The organism is Imperialibacter sp., from assembly GCF_040222815.1.
Taxonomy (GTDB): Bacteria; Bacteroidota; Bacteroidia; order Cytophagales; family Cyclobacteriaceae; genus Imperialibacter.
In genome coordinates this window covers 405,319-424,468 of the sequence record NZ_JAVKCH010000019.1, presented here as the reverse complement: position 1 = coordinate 424,468, position 19,150 = coordinate 405,319, and the positions used below count along the sequence as shown (strand labels likewise).

General features: G+C 48.2%; 18 protein-coding genes. 11 read left to right on the top strand and 7 right to left on the bottom strand.

Going from position 1 to position 19,150, the window contains the following annotated elements; all coding sequences use genetic code 11:
- The first annotated feature begins 27 nt into the window (after positions 1 to 27).
- Complete coding sequence (locus RIF36_RS09605) at positions 28 to 843, top strand: sterol desaturase family protein (protein ID WP_350120609.1); 816 nt, start codon at positions 28 to 30, stop codon at positions 841 to 843.
- On the opposite strand, the gene RIF36_RS09600 is transcribed toward RIF36_RS09605, so the two are convergent.
- The 3 genes from RIF36_RS09600 to RIF36_RS09590 form a co-directional block, all read right to left on the bottom strand.
- On the bottom strand, positions 821 to 1,366 hold the full coding sequence (locus tag RIF36_RS09600; protein ID WP_350120611.1) for a hypothetical protein: 546 nt from the start codon (positions 1,364 to 1,366) through the stop codon (positions 821 to 823). The genes RIF36_RS09605 and RIF36_RS09600 overlap by 23 nt on opposite strands.
- Before the next feature lie 27 nt (positions 1,367 to 1,393).
- On the bottom strand, positions 1,394 to 2,368 hold the full coding sequence (gene corA / locus RIF36_RS09595; protein ID WP_193217723.1) for a magnesium/cobalt transporter CorA: 975 nt from the start codon (positions 2,366 to 2,368) through the stop codon (positions 1,394 to 1,396).
- Positions 2,369 to 2,443: 75 nt separating this feature from the next.
- Entirely contained in the window at positions 2,444 to 2,953 is a 510-nt protein-coding gene (locus RIF36_RS09590; RefSeq protein WP_350120614.1) for a YybH family protein, read from the bottom strand.
- Positions 2,954 to 3,520: 567 nt separating this feature from the next.
- On the opposite strand from RIF36_RS09590, the gene RIF36_RS09585 reads away from it, so the two are divergent.
- The 6 genes from RIF36_RS09585 to RIF36_RS09560 all read left to right on the top strand — a co-directional run bounded on the left by RIF36_RS09585 (position 3,521) and on the right by RIF36_RS09560 (position 9,977).
- Positions 3,521 to 5,698, top strand: a complete 2,178-nt coding sequence (locus RIF36_RS09585; RefSeq protein ID WP_350120617.1) for a T9SS type A sorting domain-containing protein — start codon at positions 3,521 to 3,523, stop codon at positions 5,696 to 5,698.
- Complete coding sequence (locus RIF36_RS09580) at positions 5,695 to 6,093, top strand: hypothetical protein (RefSeq protein WP_350120619.1); 399 nt, start codon at positions 5,695 to 5,697, stop codon at positions 6,091 to 6,093. Before RIF36_RS09585 ends, RIF36_RS09580 begins: the two co-directional genes overlap by 4 nt.
- Positions 6,094 to 6,219: 126 nt before the next feature.
- Positions 6,220 to 6,549, top strand: a complete 330-nt coding sequence (locus RIF36_RS09575; protein WP_350120622.1) for a hypothetical protein — start codon at positions 6,220 to 6,222, stop codon at positions 6,547 to 6,549.
- Between the two features lie 720 nt (positions 6,550 to 7,269).
- On the top strand, positions 7,270 to 7,599 hold the full coding sequence (locus RIF36_RS09570; RefSeq protein WP_350073700.1) for a nucleotide pyrophosphohydrolase: 330 nt from the start codon (positions 7,270 to 7,272) through the stop codon (positions 7,597 to 7,599).
- Entirely contained in the window at positions 7,596 to 9,797 is a 2,202-nt protein-coding gene (locus tag RIF36_RS09565) for a DNA/RNA helicase domain-containing protein (RefSeq protein WP_350120625.1), read from the top strand. The genes RIF36_RS09570 and RIF36_RS09565 overlap by 4 nt, the downstream gene beginning before the upstream one ends.
- Positions 9,798 to 9,977 (top strand): HU family DNA-binding protein, encoded by a 180-nt coding sequence (locus RIF36_RS09560; protein ID WP_350120628.1) that lies wholly within the window; start codon positions 9,798 to 9,800, stop codon positions 9,975 to 9,977.
- 98 nt (positions 9,978 to 10,075) lie between these two features.
- Here RIF36_RS09560 and RIF36_RS09555 read toward each other — a convergent pair whose 3' ends face one another.
- The 4 genes from RIF36_RS09555 to RIF36_RS09540 form a co-directional block, all read right to left on the bottom strand.
- Positions 10,076 to 11,083, bottom strand: coding sequence for a hypothetical protein (locus RIF36_RS09555; protein WP_350120631.1), 1,008 nt, complete (start codon positions 11,081 to 11,083; stop codon positions 10,076 to 10,078).
- A gap of 376 nt (positions 11,084 to 11,459) precedes the next feature.
- Positions 11,460 to 11,645, bottom strand: coding sequence for a hypothetical protein (locus RIF36_RS09550; RefSeq protein ID WP_350149340.1), 186 nt, complete (start codon positions 11,643 to 11,645; stop codon positions 11,460 to 11,462).
- A gap of 2 nt (positions 11,646 to 11,647) precedes the next feature.
- Positions 11,648 to 12,403 (bottom strand): hypothetical protein, encoded by a 756-nt coding sequence (locus RIF36_RS09545; protein ID WP_350120636.1) that lies wholly within the window; start codon positions 12,401 to 12,403, stop codon positions 11,648 to 11,650.
- Positions 12,403 to 13,962 (bottom strand): hypothetical protein, encoded by a 1,560-nt coding sequence (locus RIF36_RS09540; RefSeq protein ID WP_350120639.1) that lies wholly within the window; start codon positions 13,960 to 13,962, stop codon positions 12,403 to 12,405. The genes RIF36_RS09545 and RIF36_RS09540 overlap by 1 nt, the downstream gene beginning before the upstream one ends.
- Positions 13,963 to 14,530: 568 nt before the next feature.
- Here RIF36_RS09540 and RIF36_RS09535 point away from each other — a divergent pair.
- From RIF36_RS09535 to RIF36_RS09520, 4 genes are all read left to right on the top strand, one after another.
- Entirely contained in the window at positions 14,531 to 14,776 is a 246-nt protein-coding gene (locus RIF36_RS09535) for a hypothetical protein (RefSeq protein WP_350120642.1), read from the top strand.
- 7 nt (positions 14,777 to 14,783) lie between these two features.
- Positions 14,784 to 15,503 carry a hypothetical protein gene (locus RIF36_RS09530; RefSeq protein WP_350120645.1) on the top strand — a complete coding sequence of 240 codons (720 nt, stop codon included), beginning with the start codon at positions 14,784 to 14,786 and terminating at the stop codon, positions 15,501 to 15,503.
- A 61-nt stretch (positions 15,504 to 15,564) separates the two neighbouring features.
- Positions 15,565 to 17,430: a hypothetical protein gene (locus RIF36_RS09525; protein WP_350120648.1), complete on the top strand. Its 1,866-nt coding sequence runs from the start codon at positions 15,565 to 15,567 to the stop codon at positions 17,428 to 17,430.
- Between the two features lie 99 nt (positions 17,431 to 17,529).
- On the top strand, positions 17,530 to 19,014 hold the full coding sequence (locus RIF36_RS09520; protein WP_350120651.1) for a CehA/McbA family metallohydrolase: 1,485 nt from the start codon (positions 17,530 to 17,532) through the stop codon (positions 19,012 to 19,014).
- Positions 19,015 to 19,150 lie beyond the last annotated feature (136 nt).

Here is a 19,150-nt window from a genome sequence, read left to right as displayed (position 1 = left end):
TGCAGCAGACAAACAGTATTTCTTCCAATGGACGAACGACTTGAAATCATCGACTTTAGCCAACCCAACGAGGTAATAGGCTTCACTCTATTATTATTCCTGATCGTTTTTATCCGCTATGTGATCGTCTCTGCTATCTTTTTTGGAGTCTTCTACCGATTGGGTGGGCAGAAGTTTGCCACCAGAAAAATATCCACTGGCACCTGGAAGAAAGGTCAGTTCAAAAAAGAAATCTTTTACTCAGCCCTTACCTCCTTCATCTTTGCTCTCTCAGGTGTGGGAATGCTGTGGGCATGGCAAGCAGGGAAAACTACCATTTACACTGAGCTGTCGACCTACGGTTATTGGTATTTGCCAGTTAGTTTGGTCATCGCCCTGTTTGTACATGAAACCTACTACTACTGGGCGCACCGGCTTATGCACCTGCCCGGGCTGTTCAAAGCCGTTCACAAAACGCATCACGAAAGCCTGATTTCCTCTCCGTGGACTGCCTTTTCTTTTCATCCGTGGGAAAGTCTGCTACAGGCCATTATTGTGCCGCTGATTGTGTGGTTTCTGCCCATGCACATTTATGTCATCCTTGCCATGTTAGTGATCATGACGGTGAGCGCAGTTGTGAACCACCTTGATATTGAGATTTTTCCCGAGAATTTTGATGAGCATTGGCTGGGCAAATGGCTGATTGGCGCTACCCATCACAGCCTGCACCATTCGGAGTTCAACACCAACTATGGATTGTACTTCACTTTTTGGGACAAATGGATGAACACCGAAAGCGGGAAATACGAAAGGCTTTTCAGAGAAAAAACGTCAGGAAAAACTAGCGGGGTCGCTCACCAATAAAGGTAACGCAGGGGAAGGAGTTCCACGAACACGGTTTGTGAAAAGTAACATTCAGTGGCTCATTGGCCTCCGCCAGCACCTCAAACACCAGGTTGGCTTCTGCCACCCACTTATCCAGGCAGCCCTTGTCGACAGCGGTATAATTCTCTGTCTTCTCAGCAAAATTGGACATCATGTAGTTGTACGAGGCTTTGTCCACTCTCTTCTCATCTACCATTACATAAAACCCTGGTTCCAGGCTAACCGAAAACTCCCCTCTTTCGTCCGCTGTCACCTCAGCCACCACTGGTGCCTCCGGGTTGTTGACCTTTCCGGACTTCAGGTAGATTACTTTCCCGGCAAGTGGTTTTGGTATTTTCATTTGGGCCAACCTATCCTCGCTGGGCGCAGCTCCTCCGCAATATGACTGCGTTTCGAATACTGTGCCGGTAACCACAACGGCATTTGATTGTTTTGCCGCTGGGCGTTTGCAACCAAAAACAGACAGCGCTAGCGCCAGGGAGAGAATTTTGAAAAATTGCATGGCCTCAAGATACTAAAATAGATCGCTTTACAACCACTTTTTGTGTTTCATGTACACCACCATCACCACGCTGCTCACAATCATAAAAGTCCACAGCATTGGGTAGCCATAGGGCGAATCAAGCTCAGGCATGTATTTAAAATTCATGCCGTATACCCCGGCGATAAAGGTGAGCGGAATAAAAATAGCAGCCACCACCGTCAGGGTTTTCATCACCTTGTTCATGTCGTTGCTGAGGTTAGACAAATGCAGATCCATGATGTCTTTCAGCATTTCACGGGAGGTTTCAAAAGAGCTGATGAGGTAGTGAATGTGGTCGGCGACGTCCTGAAAATAATTCACCGAAGTCTTCTGGATAAAGTGGGAGCCCTCCACCCTCATCTTATTGAGTGCGTCCCGCAGCGGCAAGGTATATTTCCTCAGCGTGTTGATCTCCTTTTTGATTTCCATGATCTCCTCCACCACATGGAAAGAAGGATCTTTGATAATTTCAGCTTCCAGCTTCTCTATTTTGTCTCGCAACCGCTCCATAATGGTCATATAGTTGTCCACCACAGAGTCGATGATGTTGTAAAACAGGTAGTCGGCACCGTACTTTCTGATTCGCCCCTTGGCCAGTGCTATGCGGTTCCTTAGCTCATCAAACACGTCGCCTGGCAATCCTTCCTGAAAGGTGATGATGAGGTCCTCGCCCATCACAATGCTGAGGTGCTCCTGGGTTATTTTATTGGTCTCAGGGTTAAACACCAGCATTTTCAAAGTAAAGAAAAGGTACTTATCAAACACCTCGAACTTAGGCAGCTGTTCCAGGTTTTGAATATCTTCGGCCATCAGGTGGTGAATGCCAAAGAACTGAGCGGTGTCTTCTACCAGGATCTTGTTGGTGATTTCCACATCAAACCAGTTGATGTGGTTGGGCTTCAAAAGCTTTGAAGCTTCGGCGGGACTAAGCCCGTCTCTCGTGGTGTAGCCCGGGTCGTTGTATTGTATAAGTGTGATCAAGGTTGGTGCAATTATGCTGTTAATTTACACCAACGTTTTGGAATCCGTGCTAGCCGCTACTCCCCCGGAAGCAATTTATTTTTGCGCACTTTGAAGAGGATGGCATTTATAGAATTGACTATCAGAAAAGTTGTCAAGTACCTCATCCTCATCTATATATATTTTCCATTCCCCGTCAACCCGTTTGAGGGTAGCATGAAACATACCGTAAAGCACCTGAGGGGGGCTTTGGGGCTTGTGCAGGCTGACACGATAATAACCGACCTCATAGGCTATGGCACCTTCCACCAGCCGGTCAATAAACCGAATCTCCAGGTTTCTCTCCCAGTCTTTCGATTGAGAAATAGAATTACGTCGGTACTCATTTTTCCGGTAGGCAGTACCTACCATGATCTGACTACTTTCCCTTTTTACCCTGATTACGTCCGGTGTGTGCAAAGCCATGAAGGCCCGGGTGTTAAATTCATTGTAGGCCTTGATATAGGGTATCCACAACTGTTCATCAATTTGCTCAAATACTCTGTCCTGTTGCGCCCAAACGTCAACGGAAAGTGTACATAGCAAGACCAATACCATGCGCTTCATTCTTTCCTCCTTCTTCTGCCTGTGTGTTCTACAACACTTAAAGGACATAAAGCCAGCACAATACAACCCATCGAACTGGGGGGAATTTTAGGGGGATATGTGTGAGGAGAGGATTTGAAAGCTGAGGAACTGAGGATTCGAATGAACGTTGGACTCCCGGGTCTCAACGCACCTTGTACGGATGGAACAAAACTCCTTTTGGGGTCTCTCGCAGAGGACCCTGAAAGAGTTTTACCCTTGTCAGGACAGGGCTCCACCACCATCCTTTTGTTATGTCGCCCTTTCAGGGCTTGGAAGTTTTCGTTTTACCTCTTTTTGGGGTCTCTCACCAAGAATCTTGAAAAGAGCCAATGCTTGCGTACCGTGTCCGACTTCGGTCTTCGGTCTCCTGTCTTCCGACTCCTGTCTTCCGCCTCCCGTCCGAGCGTCTGAACGTCTGAGCGTCCGAACGTCCGAACGTCCGAACATCCGCACATCCGAGTGTCCAATATCTGCCTCCCCCTTTCTTTTAAAACTAATTCCTCCCCATTTTTGTCTTAACCAAAAGCAATATCACTCAAAACCCTTTTGCACCATAGTTTTCTCCATATCGTGCTCTCTACCCTGTTAGCCGTGGCCGCCACCGCCCAGGACATCCCTGTATTCCGGCCGGCTGAGGATCTCACGCTATCCACCATTGGCACGAAGCTGCGTCAGCCTTTTGCAGGTGGCATGCACTCCGGGCAGTTTATTATGTTTGATGCCAATGCCGATGGCGACGAAGACCTCGTCGTTTTCGACCGGGCTGGCGACGTCGTTAAAGTGTTCACCACTATGGCCGGGCAGTATGTGTACCAGCCCGACCTTGCTCAGTTTTTCCCGTCTGACCTTGAGAACTGGATCATTCTGGTCGACTACAATTGCGACGGACAAAAAGACCTGTTCACCTATTCCTCGTTCGGCGTGCGGATTTTCGTTAACACCTCCAACGCCGACGAATACCCTGCCTGGGAGCTAACCGAAGATCCGCTCTTTACACAATCGGGCAATAACACCGTGAACCTCCTGGTCAATCCTTCCGACATCCCTTCCATACAGGACATCGATGGCGACGGCGATGTCGACATCCTTGCCATCAACTTCAGCTCGGGGCAAACGGCAGAACTATATGAAAACCGCAGCGTCGACAACACCGGCAACTGTGGTCTCGACTATGTGCGGACTAACCAGCGCTGGGGTGGTTTTTCTGAGTGCAATTGCGGCAACTACCAGTTTGAGCCGTTTACCTGCGCCGATCCATCAAGCCGCACAATGCACATCGAAGGAAAGGCTTTCCTTGTTGCCGACATCAACGGCGACGGAAAACGGGATGCACTCATTGGCCAGGAGACCTGCGACGGACTGACCTACCTGATCAACCAGGGTACCGATACCGACCCCAGCTTCGTGGAGCGGAACCTGTACCTGCCTGATTTCGCACCCAGCCAGGGCGCTTTTTTTCCGTCCACTTTTCTCGCCGACTTCAATAAAGATGGCCAGGCCGACCTGATCCTCTCGTCCAACCACCGGGAAGACCTGACAGGCCTCGACTATAGGCAGTCGAGCTTTCTGCTTGCCAACGAGGGAACCAGCACAGTGCCTGACTTTGCCGCCCCGGAGCCTTTTTTGCAAAATGAAATGTTTGATGTGGGCGAAAATGCAGTGCCCGTTGCCTATGACGCCACCGGAGACGGGCGGCCTGACCTTCTCATCGCCAACAAGGGGCTGCCAGCTGTGGACGGCAGCTTCCGGTCGACCATCACACTGCTCCAAAACAAAGGCAATGGCAGCTTTGAGCAAAGCACGGCCGATTGGATGGCCCTCAGCCAGTTGGGCCTCACCAACCTCAGCTTTCAGCTGGTGGACATGAATGGCGATGGCAACGCCGACCTGGTGCTCAAAGGCTATGGCCTCAATACTTTCGGCCTCAAAATCTTCTGGATTCCAAATCAAGACGACACCTTCAGCGCTTCAGCAGCCCTGCCGCTCACTGTCGAAATCAACGCCACCGACTACCCCTATTTCTACGACATCAATGGCAATGGCAGGCTGGACTTGCTCCTGGGCCAAAGCAACGGCCGCCTCTCACTGTGGCTCAACAGCGGCACCAATATCGCCCCGGTATTCAACACTAAAACCGACGCCTACCTTGGCATCGACCGCACCCCTGACCGCACGTTTCTTGTACCCATGGTGGTAAATGAAGATGGAAATAGTTCTCCCGACCTCCTCCTGGCTGATAACTCCGGCGGACTAAGAGTGATTCACGACTTTACCTCAGCAGGCACCACCGCACCAGAGGTCATCCAGCTTTACAATGCCACCCTCGACGCCACCCAGCCGCTAAAAGCCGGCCGCCGGCTGTGGCCAGCCCTCGCCGACCTCACCGGCGACAATGCCAACGAGCTGATCTTAGGCACCGCCCAGGGCGGACTTTTGGCCTTCACCGCCACCAACGAGCAGGGCAATCCTGGTGAAGAGGTGAAGCTTCAGGTCAACGTATTCCCCAACCCACTTGAAACAGAAAGGACGCTCCGGCTGACCACCAACCTGGAGGCTACAGGCGTGCTCTACAATGTATCGGGGCAACGATTAAGTGGAGAGCTACACTTTAGCCGCACTGCCACGGCAGAGATCGACCTGAGCAACTTTCCTACTGGTCTCTACTTGCTGAGGATCAGGTCTGGCAGCCATGCCATTACCAAACGCATCATTGTAGGGCCATGACGAAAGCACTGTTTTACATCCAGCTGGGCGCCAGGGAGCAAATTGGCTTCGGCCACCCCTTTGGCCCGTTGCCAGCCTGGCAGGTGTACGACCTCGACAACCACGCCGACGCCACCACGCTAAAATATGCCAGCCATTTACTCAATGAAACGGAAGAAGTAGTGCTGGTATTCAACCAACTCGGGCCTTACGAGTCCCTGGGCGGCATCACCGGTTTTCTGGAAAGCATGATGCGAAGTAAAAAGGCAAACCCAACCGCCTATTCGTTGGGGCCGGTAATGTTGCCCGTTCTTGTCAACAAAAGGTTGAGTGTGCAGGAAAAGGATATTAAAAGCATAAAAGCACTGCTCGATAAACCTCTCGAACCGCCGCAAGACGCACCGCCCGCCTCTTAAAATAAAGACTGTAGCGCCAATTTTTGCAATAAGCCAAAGAATGGTACATCTGTAGAAAGTACAGCACTTCTGCGAAAAAGGCCGGAACGAGGCGTGTTACCTTTGTCTAACACCAAAGGAAAGCACATGAAGGGAACCTACACCATATTCATACTTCTTATCACCACTCAATTGTCATTCGGCCAAAACATGGCTGCCGAAGCTGTCCAACCCGACGCTCTACCCGTGGCACCCCATACCAGCGACACCGCCACCCCGGAAGATAACCAGAGCACAAACACTATCGCTTACAGCCCCACAAGCACGCCCAACAAGGCAGCTGCCGAAGAAACCGCCACCCTAAGCCGCCAGGGAAAACGAAGGGCCATTCAAACACAGGAACGCTACGCCATTGCCCGCTCTAAAACTTCACATAAGAAAAACAGAAAGAAGAAAAAGCAAGGAGCGATAAGATAAACCTCTTGCCGGCTGATCGATTACCCACCGGTTGCTGCCACCCATAAAAATAGCCTACCAGCCCTCGCCATTCGAAGCAACCCCCTTCCGCAACACCATCAAATGAAAGGAGGTTACTCTCTGCACCCTTGCAACGGAAACGCATTAAAGAGGTTACTCTCTACGCTCCTGCAACAGAACCAAATTAAAGAGGTTACTCTCTGCGTTTCTGCAGATAGTAACCTCTTTAATCGTTGCTGAATGCCAATCTCCCAATCAACAAATCCTTCAATTGCTTGGGCGTGCCCCCTTTGCCGCCGGAATGTTCCTACTAGCCTAACCGATAGTTGGACGGCGGCAGGGGTCAGGCCTTCGCCAGTCGCCGACCAGCGCACGAAAAAACTAACAGCGGGCTCCCACCCCGAAAGCTTTCGGGGCTCTGTCCCTCCCGCCAAAGGTCGGGCAGGCACCAAGGAGGCATCCGTCAATCGAAGCCACCGACCACCACCTGATCGTCACTTCGAACCGAGGGAGAAGTCTCCCAGTAGTAGCTACAATTCTTAGTGATTGATTCAACTATGGCAAAAAACTAAAGTAAGGCATCTGACGCTAAGCAAATGCCATCTTTTGACTCATCAGCAATTCAAAGCGTCGACATTGCCTCTCAAATATTTATTTAAGTCATTCTTTGCGGTATATTTAAAAACGTAAAGAATCGTCTTGCTTCCAACTATCAAGTTAATGGCAGAAATTCAGAAAATTATTAGCGAATTGATTCAATTCAGAGATGAAAGGGATTGGGCCCAATTTCATAATCCTAAAGATTTGGCTCTGGCAATTAATGTAGAGGCTGGGGAACTATTGGAGTTGTTCCTCTGGAAGAGCCCGGAAAATGCCAATAGGAATAAGGTTAAGGAAGAATTAGCAGATATTCTTGCTTATGCTTTTCTGCTTGCTGAAAAATACGAGTTCGATGTCAAGGAAATTGTCCTTGAGAAAATCAAGATCAATGGTCAGAAATACCCTGTGGATAAGGCAAAGGGAAATGCAAAGAAATACAATGAGCTATGATATTACCCAATAGCTTCGAAATCAAGCGATACGAATTTTCTTCAGATTTAACTAGAGTTCTAAGCAGTGAATACTTCGCTAAAGACCTTTGGCCAATTGTTTACATTATAAGTGATGGTAACGTCAAAGAAGCCTATGTGGGGGAAACTACTGACGTGGACGCACGAATGACTGCCCATTTAAAAAATCAGAGAAAAAAGACGCTTACCACAGTTCACTTAATATCAAGCGTCAAGTTTAATAAATCTGCCACACTTGACATTGAATCAAATCTCATCAAATACATCTCAGGAGATGGTGTATACACATTACTTAATGGCAATCTGGGATTGGCAAATCACACCTACTTCCAGAAAAGAGAACTTTACTGGGATACCTTGAGGTCGATTTGGAATAAACTACGGGGAGAGGGAATAACAGAACATTCTATTGAATACATCGACAATTCAGACTTATTCAAATATTCTCCCTATAAGACGCTTAGCAAAGACCAAAAGGATGGGCTACTGGCAATAATTAATAGCTTGCTCAGCGAGTCCTACAAAAACACGATTGTTCAGGGCGGGGCTGGGACAGGAAAGACCATCTTAGCTTTGTTCCTTTCTAAAATTCTGAAATCACCTGACAACTCATTCAATTTTAGGGAATTTCAGGAAGTAGAGGAGTTTACTGACCCTTTAAGCGAATTGAAAGTCAAGTTCCCCGATCCAAAAATTGGACTTGTTGTTCCAATGGCTTCATTTCGCAACACCCTAAAAAAAGTTTTCAAGAATGTAAAGGGACTCAATTCGTCAATGGTCATTGGGCCCGCAGAAGTTGTAAAACAGAAGTATGATATTTTGATTGTTGACGAGGCACATCGATTACGCCGAAGAGTCAACTTGGGTACATATTTTGGCTCATTTGATTCGGCATGCGAAAAATTGGGACTCGATAAAGCGAATTGCAGTGAATTAGACTGGGTGCTTCTTCAATCAAGGAAGTGTATACTTTTCTACGATGAGGCGCAATCGATCAAACCTTCGGATGCAAAAACAGAAGACTTCCAAAAGTTGAAGAACAGCCCAAACACCACTCTCTTAGGGTTGAAATCGCAGCTGAGGGTAAATGGGGGGAATGACTACGTCGAGTTTGTCAATGACTTGTTAGACTGTCGGCTAGCGACTATTAATCAGTTTCAGAACAACGAGGAATTTGAGGTCTTGCTTTTCGAAAGTATAGATGATCTTGTAAGCGAAATAAAAACCAAAGAATCACAATACGGTCTGTCTCGCCTGGTCGCCGGCTATTCCTGGGAATGGGTATCCAAGGGTGATGACACTAAAACCATGACCGATATCGAGATTGAAGGCACCAGGCTTCGTTGGAATAGTGTCGCATCCGACTGGATAACTTCCGAAGGTGCTATCGATGAGGTGGGCTGTATTCATACGACCCAGGGATATGACTTGAATTACATTGGAGTGATTTTTGGAAACGAAATCACCTACAATCCAATCAAGAAAGAGATCGAGGTAATTAAAGAAAATTATTTCGATCGAAACGGCAAAATGTCGATCAACAATATCGAGCAGTTGAGGGCATACATTATCAATATCTACAAGACTATTATGCTAAGGGGAATTAGAGGTGCCTATGTGTATATCTGTGATGCTGAACTCCGAAAATATATGGCTCAGTACATTCCAGAGGCACTTCACCATAAAAAACCGCCCCTGAGAATACTGACACAAGATGAAGCCAAGCCGTTTGAAAACTGCATCCCGATTTACAACCTGAGAGCAGCGGCTGGCAACTTCAGTGAGTCCCAAAAAGTGGCCGAGTTAGATTGGCTTGAGTTGCCTTCAGATTTGCACCCGAAAACGGATATGTTCGCATGTCAGGTTGTAGGCCGGTCAATGAATGTTGTAATACCTGACGGCGCCATATGTTTGTTTCGTAGATACCAGGGCGGATCGAGAAACGGAAAGATTGTGCTTGTCGAAAGCACTTCCCTTCAAGATGCCGACACAGGTTCTAGCTATACCGTAAAAGAATACCATAGCAGCAAAACCATCGATGGAGATGGTTGGCAACACAATTCTATTACCTTAAAACCGTTGTCCGACGATCCGAACTATACTGATATTGTACTGGCCACAGATGCCGCCCAACAGCTTAGAGTGATTGGAGTCTTTGAACGGGTTTTGGATAGTTGAATGAAAATCAGCAGCAAAGGCTACGACACGCCTGATGAGGTTGGTAACTACAGCATCAAGCGCAACAAGATCAGCTTTTTGCCCAGCGCAGAGATGAGGGAAAATATGGGTACAGTAAGGTATACCAAGTATACTGAGCTATCAAGTGCCCTTTTGTCGAACGAATCTGACGATGTATGATACGTGCCCTAGGGTGTAAAAACCCAACCTAGAATCCCGCATGAGAATGCGGGATTTTTTTTGTTGGGCTCCGACGTACGCCGACGTACAGGGAGTACTTATACCGGCGCTTCTTTCTTCTTCTTCCGACCTTTCCACCATCCCACCAGGAAGGTAACAATGGGGATGATAATGGATGTCAAAGCCCATTCCGGGTTCTCTCTTATAAACACCCATATGTTAACGAAAAAGCTACTGGCCTTTACGCCCACCTCTATCTCTCTGCGCTGAGCGGGGATTCTCTGTAGCCATTCCCCGTTGCTGCCGAGATTCTCCAGCACAAACACCAGCTGCTTATTGGAACCGGGGCGCAGCGGCTTGATGTACCAATCAAACCACTCTTCCCTGCCCTCAGAGAGCGTTCGCTCAAAGCTTTTGGCCCCACTCAATAATTCGAAATCAGCCGGATCGAACTCAACGGAGAGGCGAATTTTGTCTGTGAGCACGACCCTAAAGGCAGTGGTATTGTCAGCCGATTCATCGATAGTAATATTTTGAGCCGTCGCAATGGCCCCAATTATCTCCTGACGGTTTAATACCTTGCTCACTACGGCAGTAATAGTTTCTGGCACTGTCTCCAGCATTGTCGAAGGGCAATTCACCAATAGCTCTCCATCAAATTCCACCTCGCTTAATTCGCTGATCTGCTGTCTAAGGCCCATTTGCCTGGCAGCCAGTGTGTCTGCCAGGTATTGCTCCTGCCTGCTAATTTCGCCATTAGCCACCACGTATCGCTGCCGGTAGAGCCTGGAAACAGCCAGCAGGGAATCATACACCTCATCTATTGGGTTGCCGGCAACTATTGGTTCTGCCAATTCATTTCTAAAGCGCTCCATCATTGCCCTTGCCTCGTCTAATTCCGCTTCAGTGGCTAAAAGCATGGTCTCAATCGACGCTTTTTCAGTTTTAGCAGCATCAAGCTCAATCAAACGAATGGAATCGTTCTCCATGAGGAATCGGAGGTCTTTCGCATGCGCCTCGCTCACATCTCTCTGCATTCTGGGGCTTGCACAGCCGATTAGCAGCAAGGGCAGCAAGGCACGTGTAAACAGTTGTGACAATTTCATAGCTGTGGTGGTTTTAGGTTATCAATTTGCAAACGAACGCACACCTGCAACAGGCTAACAGAATGGTGTTGGTTCGGTGTGTTTACCCAGGACAAACCGCCCTATTCCAATGGGTACATTTACATAAAAATAGCGTCTCTTCTTAATCGAACCAGGGCCAGAATAATGGGTTCGATCAATTGCTTATCAACCGGGCATTTCCGAATTTGAAATGAAAATACAAAATATTAAAAACTTAACAGAGGCCTTCGTTGCAAGATCAGCCCCTCCCCAAGATTTTCGCCAGGGCATTGGAACGGATTCGCAGTTAATAGTCTATGAGACAGATGGCCCCGACGCATGCCGACGACATTCTGCGCATTGCCGCCCAATAACCTCACATGCACACATAGGTTACCTTGCCGTCAGGCCCCACCACCCTTACCTTTTTTTGGCCTTCCGGGCATTCAACCGCTGCAGTGGCTCCTGCTTGCTTTTTTCTGGATTGTACCACAGCTACGCTGCTGATACCATGCTTTTCCAGTAGTTTTTTGTAATCCTTGATTAGCTCTTCCATGTTCATGGTCATTCAGTTTTTAGCTTTACATATACTTTTAGCGAGTCTTTTACATTTTCAAGCTCGTTGCCGGCAGCGTCAAGGGCGGTAGCCACCAGCCATATATACTGATCGGGCGAAATAGCCCCGGGGGAATAGATGGCAGAGACTTTTGACTCTCCGTCACTGCTGAGCGACTCCGCCCTGAACGAACCACCCGGACTGCCGCCGAAGTCTTCGAAGTAGTCCATCAACTGCACTTTTGTGCCCTTGTTCACCCCGTTGCCCTCTTCGTTGCGCATCCGGCCCGATAAGCTTAGCTCACTATCAAAGTTGGTATAAACGCTGAAAGCATCGGCCGTTAGAGAAATAGTTTTGGGAGGAGAAGCAACCACGGCGATGGTGTCGCTTACCACGTAAAGCCCTCCAAACTCAGGCAGCTCAGGTTCGGCCCAAATGCCCACTTTGCCTGATGACGCTGGCGCCCGCCAGAATACCTCTGCCAGTACTTTTTCATTTCTCTTGATGGCCTTCGTAGAAATCTTGGTTCCCTCACCATCGACAAAGCTGCCTCCGGTGGACTTTACCACTGCCGTTCGCAGTGTGGGATCGGTATCGGCATTTAGCTCAAGAGTAACTTTTACGGTGGATGACCCATCGGCCTTCACCTCCGACTTTGAGAGCTTCATGGTGATGACGTCACTGATGGCTGGTGCCTCGTCCTCAACACAAGCGGTGGCGAGCACGCAAAATAACATCATGGGGTAGTATATATTCTTTTTCATCAGAGACCGAATTTTCCTGTTAGTTTCGAAAGTTGTGCGCCAAAATCCACATCGAGGCTAATACCTGCATAGTATCGCAATACCAGGTCGTTGTCGATAATGAGAGGAATTGGGTTTTTCTTGTTGAGCAAGGCCATACCGGTGGTGAATGAGAGTGAACGAGTCAGTTTATAGTTGGCACCTCCCAGTAATGACATTTTGCTATAGAAATCGCTATACTGATCATCTGTTATTTCAATGGCAGAAAGCGCAAGACTAAATGAAAAGCGGTGCAAAAATTGGTTTTTCAGGTGCTTATAGGGAATCTCCTTGTTGACTTGCCTCAGGTAGAAAGATACACCAAATGTGGGGCGGACAAATAGCTGGTCGGTATTGGTGCCATTGGCAAAGATGCTTACCAAGCCTATTTCCGGAATAATGAAATAGGTGCCTCTTGTTTTCAAGCTTAGCACTTCATTGGTGCCAGAAAACCAGGTGGTATAGCGGATCTGGTCGCTTGAGTCCAGCTTTTCCATCAGTTGATCGTTGAGGTCGGACAAAAACATTCTGTTGGATGTCAGCTGCACAATGATCGCCCGTAAATCAGTGAGCAGGCCGGTATACACTGAGGTGTTGACGTTGTCCCTCAACTGCAACCAATCAGCCATCGCCCTCAGCTCGTTGAAATATTTCAGGGAGCTGGAGAGGTTTCCTATACGCTTTTCTAGTTCGTAAATTTTGGCAGGCTGCACACCGGCGCTATTGATAGGTCCATAGCTGCCCAAGTAAACACCTTGAAGCTTGCCCGCATCCAAAAGACTCCAGAGCAATGCCACCAGCTCGGGGCTAAGCTTACTGACAGCGGCGTCTTTTTCAAGGATAGCAAGATTGCTTTTATTCAGGTGGCTAACAGCTGGCGAAAAAGTGGCGGAATATAAAGAATTGAATGCGGGTGCAATATTGGCACTGTAGAAGTCCTTGATTGCTTTGTGATAGGCCTTGAGCAACTCCTGACCTCTTACTTCAGGCGAAAGGTTCAGTTGGCCCACTTCCCGGTTGGCGTCAGTTATCCACGTTGATCCAAATGATGTGACAGGGACGTCCTTAAAGGTGGGCTGTAATTTTGTAAGAAGGACATTCAACTTTTTGTATGCCTTATCGTCCTCACCACTCTTGAATTCATTAAAAACGCCATAAAGCTCCATGAGGGGGGCTTTCCTGAACTTATGTATCAATCTGACCTCCAGTGTCAGGTCTGGAGGAAGCGCTTCAATATCCAGGAAGGCATAATTTTCAAAATGTCTGGCCTCTTTCTGGTAAAAGGGCTCAATGGTCTGGGGTTTTATTTGAATTAGGGGATTCTTTTCGTCGGTTAGTTCGCCTTTTTTATAATATAGTCGATATAGCAACACCTTCTCGATTGACTGGTGCTTGTCTTGTACTTTCAAAATAAAAGGTTCATCAAATGGCAGCTGTCCCTTTACAGTTTTTGTGAGCGAGTCCACTACATACACTTTCTGTCCGGGAGAAAGCAGCGGCAGAAGCAAAAGAAAAAATAAATAGATTAGCGCTGGTTTCATTTTTTTACCTTTAAGATACTGGGAGTTCCTTTCAAGGTCAATACTCATTATTCTGTATTTAATTGAGATCCAGCTGAATTGATGGCCGAATGGCGCTTCTACTCCGAGTGGCTCGGGTTGGCAAAGCATCGTTCCCACTTCTATTGCGCCAGGTGGCGCTTCTATATACCGTACCTACGGCCCTCGCTCTTTTTCACTCCTCCTCCCGATAGCTATCGGGATGGGGTTACCGCCATGTCGTCCCTGATGAGACTGGCTTTTGTTGAGCACTGAGTAGTCTGCTTGCTCTCACTCAAAAAGACGGCATCGTAACATCGTCAATTTGGATGAAGGGGCTCGATGTCATCAAAAAAACACCATCAGAAGCATTAATGTGTTCATTAACAGACAAATACTCATATTTTGGTATTGACATCCATTTGAATAATCACCAAATTAGTTGGCGTTATAACAGTAAAATTAGGCTAAGCAATCGCAATCGCCGACGATACTCTCCGCCTTACTTATTCTGAGTTTCACTAACGCCGTCTGGTGAAAGCGGCTATCATTCACTCACAAAAAGACAACTATGAATTCAGACTGGAACAAAAAATCGCTAACCCTTGAAGTATTTGAAAAACTTCAGGCAGCCAAGGGGTCTATGAAGGAGAAGGAGATTTTTGATGTCTTCCCCCGACTGGAAACGCAGGTGAAAAGTGCACTTTCCGAGCTTGAAAAAAGCCTAAAGATTGAGCGGGTGGAAAAGCAAGTAACGATCAAGAAACACGGCGATGGGCCGTTTAAGGTGCGAGATTTTGATGACTATTTTAAATGAAAATGCTATGTCAAATTTTTTAATTCCAAGCTACGCTTTCTTAATCCTTGGCTGCATGGGCGCCTTCTTTGGGGGCTATCTGGCAAAATCAATTGAGCTCAGCAGCGAGTATGGCGATTACTACTATTACCTCAGGGGCACTCGCAGGCTAAGAAAATACTGTGCTGTCTACGGCCTGGTCAGCGCTGTGTTTCTCATGCTGCTTTCCTATTCAAAAGTGGTGCAGCCTGACTACCTCCCGGATTTTGAAACAGCAATATTTCTAGACACCCCCATGGAGGCTGGCATTGCAACATTTGGAGCAGTGATGATGACATCGCTTTTAATTGGCTTTACGTCGAAGGGCTTTTTAGACATGCCCATCAGTAAGTACGCCAAAAGTGCCGAAAACCACATCAAGGTGTCGGACCTGCTGGCTTTCATTTTCCCTAACGTCAGGCAGTCATTCACCAATGAAATCCGCTCCAGGGAGCTCAACTACTTTAATGAGATCATTAGTGCAATGGAACAGCAGGCTGATGTGAAGGAAATTGCCCGGTTGGCCTATTTGTACCTGCGGGACAACCTCGATTGGCAGTCAGAGGAAAAGCAACGGCAGCTCGATATTATGATGACGGAGATGTCGGCCATGAAATCAGTCAATGAAGCCCTGCAATACCTCTATAGAAATGTTGGCCGTGATACTTTTAACCATATTATGAAAAGCCAGTCAGCACCTCTGGAATGACCTGAACCTACTCACCATTGCGCCTCACTAGCTATTTTTTAACCTCTAATTCAATCTCTCCATGGCTCAAAAAACCACTTCCCAACCTACTTTTCACCTGGGTCTCACTATGGCCGGCGCTGTGTCGGCAGGCTGCTATACAGCTGGCGTTATCGACTACCTCATAGAAATACTGGATCTTTGGCAACGAGCGAAAGAAGGTAAGGTAGAAGGTATTCCAAAAGAGCTCATTCCACAACACAACGTAGTGATCGACGCCATGGGGGGTGCGTCGGCAGGCGGCATGGCCACGATCATGACGTCGCTTTATGCGCTGGAAGGCCAGGTGAACCCGGTAAAAAAGGTGCCCGCCAACCCCATGCAGTCGTTCAATGTGCTTTACGACAGCTGGGTGCACCTTAATGATGACACACGGCTTACTTTTGAGAAGATTTGGGACACCGATGATCTCGAAGGCAGCGACGCACATATTTCGTCGCTTTTCAATTCCAAGGTGATTGATGCCATCGCCAGCAAGGCATTTACCTTCGCCGAAGGCAGAATGCTTCCTACACAGGTGAATGGATTGGCTCCTTATTTCTCTAAAGATCTGGAGGTGCTACTTTCCCATACGCTCCTCCGTGGCATCCCTCTTGAAGTAGACTTTGCCACCACAAAAGGAAGAAAGCATGGCCCAACGCATACCACATTCGAGCATTTTTTAGTGTCGCATTTTAAGCTCCATGGAGGGCAGCCTGTAGACGAAGATGCGTATATGTGGCTCAATCCGTATACCGATAGCTACGCCCGTCAAATGCAGCTGTCAACCATCGCCACTGGTGCCTTCCCTATCGGCTTAAAATATAGAAGGTTTGACAACACACAGTTCAAAAAGGAGTACATCAAGGCTGTAGTGAAGCGTATTATTTACGGAGATTTTGGCACTGAAAACCCCGACGACGACAATCTGATTACGATCAATGGCCTCGATGACGGCTTCGAATCGGTGGGCGTGGATGGCGGCGCTATTAACAACGAGCCCTACAAGGAGGTAGCGAGCATTCTCAAGCAAAAATCTAACACAGAAGACTATGGGCTGGTGATGATCGATCCTTTTCCTGACCGGCTCGACAGTGCGCCGAAATACAAGATACCCGGCGATCTTATCGGTGTGGTTCCCCAAATTATAGGCACCCTGTGGGACCAGTCGAAGGTTAAAAGAAGTGAGGTGATTGATCAGTTCAACGGCGACTATCAGCGGGGAGTTATTTTTCCAAAGCGTTACTACACCGATGAGAACGGAAAAAAGACCACAGAAGAGGAATATCCCATCGCTTCTGCTTCGTTTAATGCCTTTGGAGGTTTTCTTGACGTCAACTTCAGAGTGCACGATTTTTTTCTCGGCCGAAACAACGCTCGGAATTTTTTCAGGTACTGGTTCAGTAAGCCATATACAGAGGGCAACAAGCACCCTATTCATGAAGGCTGGACGAAAGAAAGTGTTAAAAAGTACGAGGTGACCATCGGGGGAGTGAAGCACCTTCCCATTATTCCTGATCTCAACATCGTTCTCGACAATCTTGCTAACCCTGGTATTCAACGTTTCCACTACGATGTTTCGGAAAGGCCACAATATGATCCCGGGGTGCTTTTTGATCTGGAGTCGAAAATGCAAAAAAGGGTGCTGACACTACTGAAGCTGGCGAAAAACAGAACCGCCGACCCTAAGCCAACGATGGCACATGCCACGGCGGACAAGTGGCTGGAAAACCACTACAAAAGTAACTGGTTCAGAAGGCTGGGGGCCTGGGCCACCGGAGTCGGTATCAATGGAGTATTTGCCGTTACCGTCGGAAAGCTGGCAAAAGTGCTCACAAAGAAAGTCGTAGGGTATATTCTGACCGACCTCGACAAGAAGAGGCTTTTGAAGACCCCGCCAAACAAGTGAACACTAAGTGACCTTTTGGCCACTAAACCATTAAATCAACATGGCAAAACGCATGTATTCACAGCAACTTTTTGTAAAGGCTCAAACAATCTAATAACCATGAAACCAACTCAGCTTTTTCTGGTAGCCTTGCTGCTATGCGCCACGGCGCAAGCGCAGGACTTAAAAGTCTACTTTGGCAACCTCCACTCCCACACCTCCTACAGCGATGGCTCCGGCACGCCCGATGAGGCCTACAAACATTCCCGTGATGTGGCCGGTCTCGATTTTCTGGCGGTTACCGAGCACAACCATAAAAGCGCCAGGAGCAAGATTGCCGATAGCCCTGAGCTTTATAATGGCACTACCCCCATTTCCCTGAAGTCGTATGCCAACAGCTACACGAAAAACGGGGAATTTGTGGCTATTTATGGGCAGGAGTTCTCTTCCATCTCCTCCGGCAATCATGGTAATGTGCTGGAGGCAGACGCCGTCATACAAACGACCGATGTGCCCAATGGCGAGTGGGATAAGCTGTTGACCACCTGGCTGCCAGCGCATAAGGATTCCAGGGGCAAGGATGCCATATTATTACTGAACCATCCCGCCACTAGCAGCAGCCCCAATGCCATAGAGTATGGCATTGATGACTTTCCTACCCAAGCCGAATGGCTTGCCTCACTGGATCAATATGCCCAACTGATGAACATCATCAATGGCCCCTCACACCAGGGAAGCAACCCGGCAAAGCCATCGGAAAGTGAATTTAAAAGGTACCTGAACATGGGTCTTCACGTGGCCCCCACCGCCGACCAGGACAACCACCGCAGAGACTGGGGCTCAGTGGCCGACACAAGAACGGCTGTAATAGCCCCCAGCCTCGACAAGGCTTCCATTTTGGACGCCTTGGCGAGCAGGCATGTATATGCCACACAGGACAAAAACCTTGAAATAGTGGCCACCATCAACGGACAGCTTATCGGAAGCATCCTCAGCGATGATCAGTTGCCCTCGGTTGGTAGCGAACTAACGGTCAGCATAAGCATCAACGATAGCGACGAGCCAATGGCCTACTACACAGTAGATGTATATGCCGACAAGCCAGGCGGCGCTGAGCAGGCAGACGTGATCAAGGAGGAAAGATTTTCTGGTAATGGCACCTTCAACATCAGTGGCGTGAAGTACGCAGGCGGTAGTCAGTATTTCTACATCAAGGTAATCCAAACTGACGACGATGCTGAGGTGTTTGACATGGCCTGGCTGGCACCAGTATGGTTCGAGCCCAGTACAGCAGCACCGGCAACAGCCGCCACACATGTCACGCTTTCGGTGAATCCGAGAACGGAAGTGGCCACGATCACCAATATCGGTTCCCAGGAGGTAGACCTGAAAAAATGGAAGCTGGTGAGCACCGTGGGCGACCAGCAGTTTGAATTCCCTGCCTGGAAGCTCAAGCCGGGCGAGTCTGTCGACGTGGTATCTGGCAGCCAGGCAGCAGCCAGCAGCACGGCTATCCTATGGAAAAAGCAATACATCTGGAACAATGACGCCGACCCGGGGGAGCTGTATGATAAAAATGGCCAACTGGTTGCGTCGACGAATTGATCAAAGAGGAGGCGGGGCACCTCTTTTAATCCACCAGTGTCTTTTGTTTGCATGAAATACACCCTCCCTGTACACGAGATAGTAGAACCAGTTCATGGCGGGTGTCATTTGACCGCACTAGAAACTACAGCGCAAA

Excerpts from the sequence above, each read along its gene's own strand:
- RIF36_RS09605 (WP_350120609.1), top strand. The coding sequence starts at position 28 with ATGGACGAACGACTTGAAATCATCGACTTTAGCCAACCCAACGAGGTA.
- RIF36_RS09600 (WP_350120611.1), bottom strand. The coding sequence starts at position 1,366 with ATGCAATTTTTCAAAATTCTCTCCCTGGCGCTAGCGCTGTCTGTTTTT.
- RIF36_RS09590 (WP_350120614.1), bottom strand. The coding sequence starts at position 2,953 with ATGAAGCGCATGGTATTGGTCTTGCTATGTACACTTTCCGTTGACGTT.
- RIF36_RS09580 (WP_350120619.1), top strand. The coding sequence starts at position 5,695 with ATGACGAAAGCACTGTTTTACATCCAGCTGGGCGCCAGGGAGCAAATT.
- RIF36_RS09575 (WP_350120622.1), top strand. The coding sequence starts at position 6,220 with ATGAAGGGAACCTACACCATATTCATACTTCTTATCACCACTCAATTG.
- RIF36_RS09570 (WP_350073700.1), top strand. The coding sequence starts at position 7,270 with ATGGCAGAAATTCAGAAAATTATTAGCGAATTGATTCAATTCAGAGAT.
- RIF36_RS09565 (WP_350120625.1), top strand. The coding sequence starts at position 7,596 with ATGATATTACCCAATAGCTTCGAAATCAAGCGATACGAATTTTCTTCA.
- RIF36_RS09560 (WP_350120628.1), top strand. The coding sequence starts at position 9,798 with ATGAAAATCAGCAGCAAAGGCTACGACACGCCTGATGAGGTTGGTAAC.
- RIF36_RS09555 (WP_350120631.1), bottom strand. The coding sequence starts at position 11,083 with ATGAAATTGTCACAACTGTTTACACGTGCCTTGCTGCCCTTGCTGCTA.
- RIF36_RS09550 (WP_350149340.1), bottom strand. The coding sequence starts at position 11,645 with ATGAACATGGAAGAGCTAATCAAGGATTACAAAAAACTACTGGAAAAG.
- RIF36_RS09545 (WP_350120636.1), bottom strand. The coding sequence starts at position 12,403 with ATGAAAAAGAATATATACTACCCCATGATGTTATTTTGCGTGCTCGCC.
- RIF36_RS09540 (WP_350120639.1), bottom strand. The coding sequence starts at position 13,962 with ATGAAACCAGCGCTAATCTATTTATTTTTTCTTTTGCTTCTGCCGCTG.
- RIF36_RS09535 (WP_350120642.1), top strand. The coding sequence starts at position 14,531 with ATGAATTCAGACTGGAACAAAAAATCGCTAACCCTTGAAGTATTTGAA.
- RIF36_RS09530 (WP_350120645.1), top strand. The coding sequence starts at position 14,784 with ATGTCAAATTTTTTAATTCCAAGCTACGCTTTCTTAATCCTTGGCTGC.
- RIF36_RS09525 (WP_350120648.1), top strand. The coding sequence starts at position 15,565 with ATGGCTCAAAAAACCACTTCCCAACCTACTTTTCACCTGGGTCTCACT.
- RIF36_RS09520 (WP_350120651.1), top strand. The coding sequence starts at position 17,530 with ATGAAACCAACTCAGCTTTTTCTGGTAGCCTTGCTGCTATGCGCCACG.